The organism is Maridesulfovibrio sp., assembly GCF_963677005.1.
In the GTDB taxonomy this organism is placed as follows: Bacteria; Desulfobacterota; Desulfovibrionia; order Desulfovibrionales; family Desulfovibrionaceae; genus Maridesulfovibrio.
Map to the genome: position 1 here is coordinate 1,586,136 of NZ_OY781616.1, position 12,265 is coordinate 1,598,400.

Below are 12,265 nucleotides of genomic sequence, written 5' to 3' on the forward strand. Positions count from 1 at the left end.
ACCCGGACCGTCTTTCCCGGCGTATTTACTGCATAGTGCCAAAAAAAGCCCGCCGAAGGCGGGCTCAGATTGATGGCAAAGTCAAAAGATCAGACGGCTGAGAATGTGCCGGATGCAAGACGCAAGAAAAAGCATGGAACGAAGCGTATATAGACATACGTGAGTTTCATGCTTTTTCGCAGCAACGCAGCAGATGGTGCGTTATCAGCTGTCTGAGCCCGCCAGAGGCGGGCTGTAAGCTTGTATAGTCAAAACCGGGGAAAAAATCTAAGCAGGAGAAGGAACTGCGGAACTGTCCGGAACGTAGACCTGTTCCTTGACCTTTCCGGCGGCAGGAGCAAGAACACGTTCTTCAAGATAGTCCTCGGCATTTGCATGCAGATAACGGAGAAACGAGTTGTTAAGGGCATGACCGGATGCGTAGACTTCGAAACGTCCATGCAGCGGCATATCCATTACAGCCATGTCCCCGACGAAATCGAGAATTTTGTGTCTGACAAATTCATCGGCAAAACGCAGGCCGCCCTCGTTGATGACACCGTATTCATCAAGAACAACAGCATTATCAAGCGAACCGCCCAGAGCAAGGCCGTTAGCATGAAGGTACTCAACTTCCTTGAGGAACCCGAAGGTTCTGGCCTTGGCAAGTTCTTCCATGAAAACTTCAGGAGTAATTTCAAGGGAAAGAGTCTGCCTTCCTATCTGCGGATGTTCGAAATCAATGGTATAGTCCACGGCAAAACCGTCATGCGGAAAAGCGCGCACATATTTTCCATCCTGCTCAAAGTTGATGGACTTCTTCACGGCGAAAACCTTGCGCTCTTTGGAAAGTCTGCGGACACCGGCCTGACGCAGCAGATATACAAACGGACCGGCACTGCCGTCCATGATGGGAAGCTCGTTACCTCTGACTTCCACATGAATATTATCAATACCCATACCGCGCAGAGCGGCAAGGAGATGTTCAACGGTAGAAACGGCGTCCTGACCGTTTCCGAGGGTGGTTGCGAGACCTGTGGCTACAACAAGATCGGGATTCGGTGAAATAAAGGAACTTCCGGAACCGGTGTGAATGGAAAAAAGAATACCGGTATTTTCAGCAGCAGGGCGTAAAACAATCTCCACCTGCTTACCGCTGTGGAGTCCGATCCCCTTGCACCTTACTGTGTTATGAATAGTTGTCTGCAGCATAATATCTCCTTATTACTCTCCAACAAGCAAAAACCATGCCCAAAACAGACATACTTTCAACATATTATATTTATTAGACATTTTTAATATAGCCATTTTGAAAAAACATAACCAGTTGTTATTTTACAACAACTGTAAACATTCACTGTGGTTTTTTTGCAACCGTGCAACAGCATTCATTTCTTTTTTGCCACAACAATTCTGTCATGCCCTGAAAGGTCTGCAAGAACATCTACGCTTCCGGAAAATTCCGCACATGATTCAAAAATATCCCTGGCAGCCCTGCCCTGCAGATATCCTATTTCCATGAAAACGGTCCCGCCCTTTTTCAAAGCCCCGGCGATCAGGGGCACACTTGCGCGTATATCCTCATCGCCGACCGCCCCACCCACCAGCGCGGAAACCGGTTCGAACTGCGAGACTTCGAAGCTGACTTCCTGCAACTCGGCTTCGCTAAGATATGGAGGATTAGCCATGATCAGATCCATGCTTTCCATAGCAAGGACAGGCTTATTGAAATCAGCCCTGACAAACTGGACCCGGTCCGCCACACCGTGTTGCACCGCGTTTTCGCGTGCTAGGGTCATGGCCTCCGGACTGAGGTCCAGAGCTATGCCACGGGCTGATGGAAACAACACGGCCACGGTCACGGCAAGAATCCCGGAACCGGTTCCGAAGTCGGCAAAGAAAAATTCAGCGTTCCGGTCAAAACTATCCTGAACCTTCTCGACCATCTCTTCAGTTTCAGGGCGCGGAATCAGCACCCCGGGACCGACCTTGAAATCCAGTCCGTAAAATCCCTTTATACCCAGAATATACGCTACCGGTTCCCCGGCAGCCCTGCGCTGCACAAGCACTTCGAACCGTGCCGCCGCTTCTATATCTACAGCACGCCCCATCTCCATGATCAGCCCCAGCCGGTCCAGTCCGAAGACCTTCTCGGCAAGCAGTTGCGCCGACAAAGCTGGAGAATCGACTCCGGCCTTTGAAAGCCGGGCCGTGGCGGTTGAAATAATGTCTTTGAGGGTCGGGTTCTTCATCAGTTACTATTGTTGCGCTTCGCGCTTTTAACAAAGATTAATACAATATCCAGTCCAGATCCGAAACGGTTAGGATAGCACTATCAAAGAAAAACGGGATATTCCGACCGGTTCGATCCAAAATATCCCGTCTAAATTCAATGCGCTTTGCGCTCTTGATTGCCTTATCTCACCGCCATAAGCATGACTGGAAACAAGGATTAACCGTCCTGAGCCTGCTGCTTGAGTGCCTCGGACTGATAATGGCTGACCAGAGAATCGACGAGCTCTCCCATATCGCCTTCCATCACAGCATCGAGTTTGTACAGGGTCAGGTTGATGCGGTGGTCGGTTACACGGCCCTGCGGAAAGTTATAGGTACGGATGCGTTCGGAGCGGTCACCCGAGCCGACCTGTGCCCGGCGCTGCTCAGCAAGTTCCGCATGCTGCTTATCCTGCTCGGCCTGCAGCAGACGGGAGCAGAGAACCTTCATTGCCTTGGCCTTGTTCTTGTGCTGGGATTTTTCGTCCTGGCAGATAACAACCAGCCCGGTAGGCAGATGGGTGATGCGGATTGCGGAGTCAGTGGTGTTGACCGACTGTCCTCCGGGACCGGAAGCACGGAACACATCGACACGCAGATCTTCGTTGCGCACCTGCACATCCACTTCTTCAGCTTCCGGCATAATGGCCACAGTTGCTGCAGAAGTATGGATACGTCCCTGTGTTTCGGTTGCCGGCACGCGCTGCACGCGGTGTGTCCCGGACTCGAACTTCATTTTGGAAAAAATGTTGCTGCCGCTTACAGAAGCGATGATTTCCTTAAAACCGCCTGTTCCGGTGGGGTTGGAGTTCATTACTTCAACCTTCCAGCCGTTCTGTTCGGCGAATCTGGAATACATGCGGAACAGGTCCGCAGCAAAAAGAGCTGCTTCTTCTCCACCGGTACCGGCACGGATTTCAAGAATGATGTTCTTGCCGTCCATAGGATCCTTGGGCAGAAGCAGCAGCTTGAGTTCTTCCTCAAGCTTCGGCAGGCGGGCCTTGATTTCGGAAATCTCCATCTGGGCCATTTCGCGAATTTCCGGGTCGGAATCCATGGCCATTTCCTTGTTGTCTTCAAGGTCTGAGGACAACTGCTTGTATTCCCTGAAGGCTGCGACCACATCACCGAGTTCGGCATGGGCCATGGTCACCTTTTTGTAGCGTTCCTGATTATTGTATACTTCAGGATCAGCAAGCTCCTGCTCCAGATCCATGAAGGAACGTTCAAGTTCCTCAAGCTTTGCAAACATTAGCACTCTCCTCCATCTGCTGAGTCGGCTGCCACTGCTTTGTTGAGGGCGGCCAGGGCTACTTCAATCTGGCTTTCATCCGGTTCGCGGGTGGTCAGAAGCTGCATTCCCAGGCCGGGAAGGCACATCACTTTGCAGACCGGGTTGTTCTCGAACTTGCCGGAAGCCTTGATCATTTCATAAGCAACGGCACTTACGGGAACCATAAGCAGCAACTTGATCCCAACTATATATAAATGCTTAAGAATAAATACCTTGGGAGCCCAGATCGAAACGATAAGGGGAACCAGTACGGTGAAAAGCAGGATACTTACGACCAGAACGAAAAGCAGAAACGCCGTTCCGCAGCGGGGATGCAGCCTGCTGAAATCCTTTATGCGGCAGGCCTCCAGATTACCACCGGCCTCGTAAGCCCAGATTACCTTATGCTCGGCCCCGTGGTACTGGAACACCCGCTTGATGTCCGGCACCATAGAGATTGACACTATGTATCCGAGAAACATGATCATCTTGAAAAAACCGTCCCAGACATGAAAACTCAGGGAGTCCACATCACCGGAAACACCCCACCACTCCATGGCGACACTGAAAAAATGCGGCAGGACAACAAAAAGTCCCAGCGCTGCTCCTATGGCGACCACCATGGTCAGGATCAGATGAAAGCTGGTCAGTTCTCCGTCTTCCTCGTCAAGGGCCTGCGTGGCGGAATAGTTGAGAGCCTTTACTCCGTTTACCATTGTTTCCATAAAGATAGGAAACCCGCGCAGGAATGGTTTTTTCATGAAGTTCGGCGTCATTGAGAACCAGGGACGAAGTTCAACGGTAATTTCTCCGTCAGGACGGCGAACGGCAATAGCCAGATTGTTTCTGGCGCGCATCATTACGCCTTCGATAACGGCCTGACCGCCTACGGTTTTGGCGGCTGACAGTATGAGTGGTAATTTCAAATCCGTTTCCTCGCTCGTTGCGGTAAACACCGCGACTAATTAGTACTGATTCTCAGCAATTAATCACTTAGAAAATTCAGGCAAGACTGAGCAGCGCAATAATCAATCTGTAATCAAAGGGCAGAAAGAGCCGACCCGGCCCGCGGGACCTCACAGTAACAAATTGAAATATTTAGAAAAACAATATGCCTCTGCCGTAATTACACGACAGAGGCATGTGAATGCGGTAAAACCGCAAAAATATGAGCTAGTTGCCTTTGACTTTGGCAGTAGCGTCGAAGTTGGCGAATTTTTTCTTGAAGCGGTCGATGCGACCTGCGGTATCAACAAAACGCTGCTTACCGGTGTAGAAGGGATGGCAGTTGGAACAAATTTCAGTGCTTATCTCTTCACCCATGGTAGAGTAGATTTCAGATTCATAACCGCAGTGGCAGCGGATTTTCGCCTTATAGAGTTTAGGATGGATATCTTTTTTCATGACTTTCTCCTGTCTTTGTTAACCGTGGAAACAAAGCCCAATACCCCCGGCGCGGATAATTTGCAAGGGTTATCTGCACGGTTTCATAATTTTCATTTATACTATTATCAGCCCTGCCTGACCATGGTCAAGAAGGCTTACCTCGGACAGCAGATGCCTGTTAAAGATTCGACTACCGGGCCGTTACCAGTTACCATCCCCATTCCTTTATAGTAACCGGACCTTTATCAGTCACCTGCGAACAAAAAAGGCGGGACCGCGAGGATCCCGCCTGAATATTCTGCAAGCAAACTGGTGCTAAACGCAGCCGGTGGGCTTGGGCAGACCAGCCATCTTACATGCTCCCTTACCGGGTCCGGAGGGGAACAGTTCATAGATGTGTTTCAGTTTATAACCGGTTACTTTGGAGAGGATACGCACCATGGGAGCAATACCGTTCTTCTTGTAGTAATCCTGCAGAAAGTCGATAACTTTCTGGTGTTCTTCATTCAGGTCTTTGATGCCTTCGCTTTCTTTAACGAAGTCAACCCACTCGGGGCACCAGTCTTCGAATTTCAGAAGGAAGCCGTCCTCATCAACGTCAAAGCTTTTGCCCTGATATTCTACGAGAGCCATAATAATACTCCTTAGGAATATATGTAATTTACTTGAGATTCAGCCGGGGCCGAACCCGCCATATCCAAAAACAGCGATCCGCTGTTTCACGACTTTTTCAGAACAAAACCTTGGCGCGTTTTGCTCGTAATGCGATAATATCGAAACCGCTTTCTTGTCAATGATGTTATCAAAAAGAAACACATAAAACCGGCTATTATTTATCCAACAATTCCTGAAGATGGTCCTGAGCATACTCCAGCGAAGGGTCCAGTTCAAGCGCGGTGCTCAGAAATTCTACGGCCTCGTCTTTTTCACCCAGAAACTTGTGGCAGAGCCCGAGGTTTGCGAGATCCGAAGCGGAACCGCTGTCCAGCGCCAGCGCACCCTTGAAATCCTCGGCCGCAACCCGGTACTCCCCGGCCTTGAATCTGGCAACACCGCGCAGGTTGAAATACTCCTTGGCCTCGCAGTCAAGCTCTATCGCCCTGTCCAGATACGGCACTGTTTCAGGCCACCTTTCCTCAAGCGACAGGGCATAAGCGGTGTAGAAAGCGGCAAGAGCCTTCTCCTCGTCAGCCGGCTGCATGTCCACGGCAATGGAGAACATATCCACGGCACGGGACGTATCCCCGCCGCGCAGGGCAATCATACCTTCGAAGAAAGGAACGTAATACGGATCTCCGTAGATGTCGGCAATGACATCAAGTCCTTCGCCCGCAATATCCAGATCAACTTTTTCCGACAGAATCCTGCCGACAAAAAGCCCCAGACTGGCGTGCGGTGTCCGCTCACGGAAACAGAATCCGGGAACGAAACTGTAGTTGGCGGGTACTCCGAGTTCGGGGTTGGTGGTATCCACGGTGTAAAGATTGAAACCGCGGTCATTCAGCCCGGCCGCAAAAGCTTTCAGTTCGTCGTATATATCGTTCTGCTCAACTGAAGGCAGAGAATCTATTCCGACACTCCCGCCGCAGGCAAGCCACCCGGTCTGATCGATTTCCGTAAACTTGGGCAGCCCGGAAGCCTCGTACACACGTCCGGTTTCAAAATCTCCGGCCAACTGGGCCACTTCGGTAAAAGCCCGGATAGCGGCCTTGACGGGGGAAGCTGAGGTTCCGGCAGTAAATACTATTTCGCTCATACCGGGAAAGGAAGCCGGGTCCCAGGCGGTAACCGCCACGGTCGGCAAAGGCATTCCCAGAGAAAAATCATTAATGATGAATTCGATGCCGTTTTCTTCAAAACACTTGCACAATCCGGAAAGAACATCATCCTTGCAGGAAGCTGGATCAATAACCGGAACGGATGGTCTTTCACGGTCAATAACCGCGCAGACATGCCGTTCCACCAGTTCGCTTCCGCCCTGCAGCACAGACTCTTCCGGGGTGTTCCCGGCAGAAGCACCGTTGAATTCATTAAGTATCTTGAACCAGTCCAGCGGGACGTATTCCGTTTTTCCGGTGTGCACGTTAAGGGCCGGGTGAAAATGCCAGCGCACAAGATCCAGAAGGACACGTGCTCTGGCCGTGTCAAGATCCTCACCCACGGACTGGAGAATCCTCTCTATGGGGATGACCTTGCCGGGCCACATCTGTTCGGCTTCGCTGTAAGTGGCCAGAATGAAATTTTCGGCAGTATTCCAGAAGCTGAAAAAACTGAACCGCTCCACCAGTTCCATCAAGGCTGAAGCTTCGGCCTGAGCCACGGAGGCACCTTTACCCATCTGCTTGCGGGTGGGCATAATTTCACGCGCGGCATCACCGCATTCGCTGATGAAAACGGGAATGCCAAGCCTGCCGGTATCGACTTTCCGGGTACATTTAAGAACGCCGCTGCATTTCTCATCCAGCAGCCCTTTGACGCGGGCAACGGTTTCAGCGGGGCTGGCGGCCTTATCCTGATCTGTAGAGTATATTTTAGGACACGATTTAAGCTCAAGCATCAGCGCACTCCCATTCTGACCAGAGAAACAATGCTCTTGCCCTTGTCACCGGCAAACGGCACCTCCTGCTTCATCAGGTGGTAACTGTCCTTGGTGCTTTCGAAAAATTTTCTTCCGCCGCGCTTCTTATCCATGGATAACAGGACTTCCGAACCGTTTACATCGGCAAGATGACGTTTGATGAAGCCGGGAAAGGCCTCTGCCACATCATCGCGATGCAGAATCTCACATCCGGTAATGTAGTCGAACTTCCTGCCGAGATCGGTCTCGGCAAAATCCACCCCGGCTACGGATACTTTGTCATCCAGTCCGTTGCGCACAGCATTCAGCCGGGCAAAGAGAAGCGCGTCCTCATCTGTCTCGGCCAGGACCACGTCAAACCCTCTGGAGGCTGCAAGCATTCCGCAAAGCCCGCCATCGGACCCGACATCAAGAAGAGATGCGTTTTCTGCGGCCTTGAACTTCAATATGTAAAAACCGAGCACCAGACAGGACGGCCAGATCTTGGCCCACAGCGGCAATTCTATATTCTTGCCGCCCCTGGCCTTGTCCACCAGTTTGTCAAGATAAGCCTGCATATCCGCAATCTGGGCCAGCTCCAGTTCAACGTTACCGACTTTAACGGGCTCAAACTTGATGGCCCCGAATTTGTTTCTGGCAGCAGCGAGGAGTTCATCAAAACTCGCTCCGGGCTTTAACGCTATATTTTTCAAGGGATTCCTCCGCAAAAAAATTTCCGTAACATTAAATAAAATTCAAGCGAATATTTTCACATCAATCAGATATGAAACAATAGTGCCCCACGAGGATGAGGAGTAATCATTTCATGGCGCACGGTCAACTCCGCAGCCGGGCAGCTCCTGCCGATGCAAAAAAAAAGGCCCGTCATTCACATGACCGGCCTTAAAAAATTCTGGAGCGGGAAACGGGATTTGAACCCGCGACCTCAACCTTGGGAAGGTTGCACTCTACCACTGAGTTATTCCCGCAGGAAAAACGGCTCTCAGCAAGCGATAAAAAAACAGGCCTATCCTGAGGATATGGCCTGAAGAAAACTAATTGGAGCGGGAAACGGGATTTGAACCCGCGACTTCAACCTTGGCAAGGTTGCACTCTACCACTGAGTTATTCCCGCAGAAAATTTCATGCTCCGGGCGGTATCCGAAGAAAGGCCGGTCACACAGACCGGCCTTTTAATATTCGGTGGAGCGGGAAACGGGATTTGAACCCGCGACTTCAACCTTGGCAAGGTTGCACTCTACCACTGAGTTATTCCCGCGTGTGGAGGCGGCATCCGGATTTGAACCGGAGAATGGAGGTTTTGCAGACCTCTGCCTTACCACTTGGCTATGCCGCCTAAATTTTTCTGGAGCGGGAAACGGGATTTGAACCCGCGACTTCAACCTTGGCAAGGTTGCACTCTACCACTGAGTTATTCCCGCTCACGAAAAGCGAAGCAGTTTTTATCGTCCTGCAACGAAACTGTCAACACTTTTTTAATTTATTTTTTAACTTTATTTTCTGTCATTCAGACAAATTGAGAAGTGGATAAATTATACGAAATCGACCCCGCAATCAACCTGAAAATTGACACTTTTTTTCAAAGAACCGGGCGATGCGCCCGATGGAGAAAGTGTTTATGGCAGCCCAAGATATTTGTCAACCATTTTATTTTTTTATATTTTTGTTTTTTTTTATCACGCCCTTTACTTTCAGGGGTAGTTTAGGCTAATACCATTCATCTTAAAAATTGAAGAGAAGTAGTTCTGGTAATTTCGTAACCCCACCTCACAGTTCATGACGAGAGGTTAATGATATGGAACAAAAGGATCTCGCGTTTTTCCGTGAAACCCTGAACAAGATGCTTGATGACATCCTGCAGAAGGGCCAGGAAACCATAGAGGATATGACCGAGTCCGGTGAGAACTATGCCGACCCCGCAGACCGTGCAACGGCCGAGTCGGACCGGGCGTTTACCCTGCGCCTGCGCGACAGGGAACGCAAGCTCATCAAAAAAATTCAGAGAGCCATTCAGCGCATTGACGACGGGGATTTCGGCATATGCCACTCCTGCGGCGAAGATATTTCGATAGCTCGCCTCAAAGCCCGTCCGGTGACAACTCTCTGTATAGCCTGCAAAAGCAAGCAGGAAGAAGACGAAAAAAACCGCGGGGACTAACCCCGGATCAATAATGGACGCCCATTTCTTTCGAGCCCTGTGCTGCGAACTTGAGGAATACCTCAAGGGACGCAGGGTTGAAAAAATATTTTCCCCGGCTGACGGAGTGTGGACTTTTGTACTCCAGTCAAAGGGGGGAAAGGAATATCTTCTGTTCAGGCCTGCCAAATCGGCAGGCCTGCTTTTTATATCAAGAGTGAAACCAGTGAATCCGGCCAATCCTCCGGCGCAGGTAATGTGGCTGCGCAAGAGACTGGCCGGACGCAGACTTTTCGAAGCCGAGCACGACTGGATCAATCTGCGCATCGCTTTTACCCTCTCGCCGTTCAGGCAGCCGGATAAATACCGCTATCTGCTGCTGGACATGAAAAAAGGTGTCTCCCTTGTACATGAATTGCCTGACGATTTCGGCGGTTCTGTACGCTGGCCGGACCTTTCCGCAATCAAATCAGAAGAAGACATCTGGAAAGACTATCCGCAGATATCCCCTCCCCTGCGCAGACATCTAAGCATCATTCCGGCAGAAGAAGGCAGCAGTCTGCTCCTGTCGCTGGAAAATGGATCTCCGGACAAGTTCTACATCTCCGCAGGAAAAAAGGGAGAACCGTCCCCGCCCAGGGTATGGCGCTCCGGGAAAAATCCGGAAATATTTCATTCCGCAATAGAAGCTGCCGCAGTATACGGGGAAAAAATTCTTTTTCCGGTCATGGAGCGCATGGAAAATGCTGAGCAGAGAAACCTGCTTAAATCCGGAAACAGAAAATATCGTAAGGTGCTGGCCCGTATAGAACAGGAAGAAAAAAGGCTTAAGGAACTGCTTGGGCGCAAGGTTGAAGCTGAGGCACTTCAGGCTGAGATGTACCGCATTCGGGATATGCGAGAGCTGGACCGGATTACAGTATGCCATCCGGAAAAAGGTGAGATGGAAATCAGCCTGGGCCCTTCCATGACCCCGACCGAAAACATGGAACGAATCTTCCGGTTCGCGGCAAAGGCCACCAGAGGTCTCAAGCACATGGAACGCAGACGCAGTGAAGTTGAGGCTGAACACGAAAAATTTCTGAATTCAAACATGATGCCCGCAGAATCTCGTGGCGGCAAAAAGAAACACGCCGTAGAAATTCCAAAAAAATACAAGAACATCCCTGCGGCCATATTCGTTTCATCGGACGGTTTTCTGATTATTCGCGGAAAGAACAGCAAGGCCAACCACGAAATCCTGAGCAAGGTTTCATCCGTTTTCGATTACTGGTTCCATGTACAGGATGGTCCGGGATCGCACGTCATACTCAAGCGCGACCATCCCGGGCAGGATGTGCCGGAAGAATCCATGCGCGAAGCCGCGGCTCTTGCCGCGCTGAAAAGCTACCGGAACAATGATTCAAAAGCGGATGTGATGTGCGCACTGGTCAAGGATGTGCGCAAGGTCAAAGGGTATGCCCACGGGCAGGTGGCTGTGGATAACGTGCTTATGAACCTGCACGTCGGAATTGACCCCGAACTGGAAGACAGACTGACCCGCCAGCCGGACCGGGAATCGGACGACTGATCCATTCCGACAGGCTATGCAGTGCGGGAAACGCTCTCTCCAAGCATTGCCAGAACCATGTTCCGTTCCTGCTTGAGGCGGTTGTCCACACTCTGCCTGACGGCACTTGTGGAGGATGAAAACTGCCCTGTGCGTTCTCCGTAGATCTCTTTCACCAGATCAGCGGGAAACCCCTTGCTTTCCGCTCCGGCTGCAAGTTTGTCTATGGCCCGGGAAATCAACTGGGAAGCGCCTGTGGGGCCATGCTGAACCGATGTGGACCAAAGCACCTCGCGAACAGGTCCCGGAAGAGAATTCATGTCCACCCCGGTCATTTCAAATATCATTTTCACAGCCGGATCGTAGTGGCTCTTCTGGATAAAATCGTGCTGCAGCTTTTCAAATCCGGCCGGATCTGCGAATGCTATTTTTTTCCACACATCCGGCATCAGACCGGATTTGGACCCCGTGTTAGCAGGCCCAGCCCCGCTCAGCTTATCCGCTATCTCAGGAGCCTTTTCCTTCAAGAAGCTGATGAATCTGTCCATGGTGCCGGTGTTCGAAGCGATCTGATACTTTCCGTATGACGTTCCGCCGACCCTGTCATACCCGATGGCGGCAGCTCCTTTGTTCCCGGATTCGAATTTTGCCGAGAGGCTCCCGGTCACGTCATTTGCCGACATTTTTTTGACAGGACTTTCATGGGTAACGGACTGGGGAGCCGGGTACGGATTGTTCCGCAACCTGGCCAGGCTTCCTGACGGGTTGATCCCTTTTACCGAGTTGAGGGCGCTGAGAGCTTCCAGCACAAGCAGGTTGTTCATAACCCCCATGTCCATATCCGAAGAAGGGAACCCCTCATCATCAGATGAACCGGAAAGGAGTTTGTTCGCCATGGACATTTCCATGTCGAACATCTGCTGCTCACCTTTTACCGCAGCCGCACCGGCTGTGGACGAACCTTTCCCAGAAACCCCGGAAGGACCTCCGGACGGGCCGGTTCCAAGCATCCTCAAAATTGCGGAAACATCATTACTAACACTGGACATGGCAATACCTCTGTCAAAAATACATCTTCTTGACAGGTAT

General features: G+C 50.9%; 11 protein-coding genes and 5 tRNA genes. 2 read left to right on the forward strand and 14 right to left on the reverse strand.

The genetic code is table 11. The features are described 5' to 3' along the window. Positions 1-267 precede the first annotated feature (267 nt). The 13 genes from lpxC to ACKU4E_RS07320 form a co-directional block, all read right to left on the reverse strand. Positions 268-1,191 (reverse strand): UDP-3-O-acyl-N-acetylglucosamine deacetylase, encoded by a 924-nt coding sequence (gene lpxC, locus ACKU4E_RS07260; protein ID WP_320170415.1) that lies wholly within the window; start codon positions 1,189-1,191, stop codon positions 268-270. Between the two features lie 176 nt (positions 1,192-1,367). Next, positions 1,368-2,231 carry a peptide chain release factor N(5)-glutamine methyltransferase gene (prmC, locus tag ACKU4E_RS07265; protein WP_320170416.1) on the reverse strand — a complete coding sequence of 288 codons (864 nt, stop codon included), beginning with the start codon at positions 2,229-2,231 and terminating at the stop codon, positions 1,368-1,370. A gap of 200 nt (positions 2,232-2,431) precedes the next feature. Further along, on the reverse strand, positions 2,432-3,505 hold the full coding sequence (gene prfA, locus ACKU4E_RS07270) for a peptide chain release factor 1 (RefSeq protein ID WP_320170417.1): 1,074 nt from the start codon (positions 3,503-3,505) through the stop codon (positions 2,432-2,434). Beyond that, a complete protein-coding gene (locus ACKU4E_RS07275; protein ID WP_407944125.1) occupies positions 3,505-4,386 on the reverse strand; it encodes a DUF1385 domain-containing protein in 882 nt (293 codons plus the stop codon). Before ACKU4E_RS07275 ends, prfA begins: the two co-directional genes overlap by 1 nt. Before the next feature lie 313 nt (positions 4,387-4,699). Next, positions 4,700-4,930 carry a 50S ribosomal protein L31 gene (rpmE, locus tag ACKU4E_RS07280; RefSeq protein ID WP_320170419.1) on the reverse strand — a complete coding sequence of 77 codons (231 nt, stop codon included), beginning with the start codon at positions 4,928-4,930 and terminating at the stop codon, positions 4,700-4,702. Positions 4,931-5,227: 297 nt separating this feature from the next. After that, entirely contained in the window at positions 5,228-5,545 is a 318-nt protein-coding gene (locus tag ACKU4E_RS07285) for a TusE/DsrC/DsvC family sulfur relay protein (RefSeq protein WP_320170420.1), read from the reverse strand. A 196-nt stretch (positions 5,546-5,741) separates the two neighbouring features. Further along, on the reverse strand, positions 5,742-7,469 hold the full coding sequence (locus ACKU4E_RS07290) for a YcaO-like family protein (RefSeq protein WP_320170421.1): 1,728 nt from the start codon (positions 7,467-7,469) through the stop codon (positions 5,742-5,744). Then, entirely contained in the window at positions 7,469-8,182 is a 714-nt protein-coding gene (locus ACKU4E_RS07295; RefSeq protein WP_320170422.1) for a methyltransferase, read from the reverse strand. Before ACKU4E_RS07295 ends, ACKU4E_RS07290 begins: the two co-directional genes overlap by 1 nt. Positions 8,183-8,383: 201 nt before the next feature. Continuing rightward, a tRNA-Gly gene (locus ACKU4E_RS07300) sits at positions 8,384-8,458 on the reverse strand. Between the two features lie 71 nt (positions 8,459-8,529). Continuing rightward, positions 8,530-8,604, reverse strand: a tRNA-Gly gene (locus ACKU4E_RS07305). A 69-nt stretch (positions 8,605-8,673) separates the two neighbouring features. Next, positions 8,674-8,748: transfer RNA gene (locus ACKU4E_RS07310), tRNA-Gly, on the reverse strand. A 3-nt stretch (positions 8,749-8,751) separates the two neighbouring features. Then, a tRNA-Cys gene (locus tag ACKU4E_RS07315) sits at positions 8,752-8,826 on the reverse strand. Between the two features lie 10 nt (positions 8,827-8,836). Continuing rightward, positions 8,837-8,911 (reverse strand) — tRNA-Gly (locus ACKU4E_RS07320). A 374-nt stretch (positions 8,912-9,285) separates the two neighbouring features. On the opposite strand from ACKU4E_RS07320, the gene dksA reads away from it, so the two are divergent. Next, positions 9,286-9,648 carry an RNA polymerase-binding protein DksA gene (gene dksA, locus ACKU4E_RS07325; protein WP_320170423.1) on the forward strand — a complete coding sequence of 121 codons (363 nt, stop codon included), beginning with the start codon at positions 9,286-9,288 and terminating at the stop codon, positions 9,646-9,648. Between the two features lie 13 nt (positions 9,649-9,661). Further along, positions 9,662-11,197 (forward strand): NFACT RNA binding domain-containing protein, encoded by a 1,536-nt coding sequence (locus tag ACKU4E_RS07330; protein WP_320170424.1) that lies wholly within the window; start codon positions 9,662-9,664, stop codon positions 11,195-11,197. Positions 11,198-11,211: 14 nt separating this feature from the next. Here ACKU4E_RS07330 and ACKU4E_RS07335 read toward each other — a convergent pair whose 3' ends face one another. After that, positions 11,212-12,225, reverse strand: coding sequence for a hypothetical protein (locus ACKU4E_RS07335; protein ID WP_320170425.1), 1,014 nt, complete (start codon positions 12,223-12,225; stop codon positions 11,212-11,214). Positions 12,226-12,265: the final 40 nt, after the last annotated feature.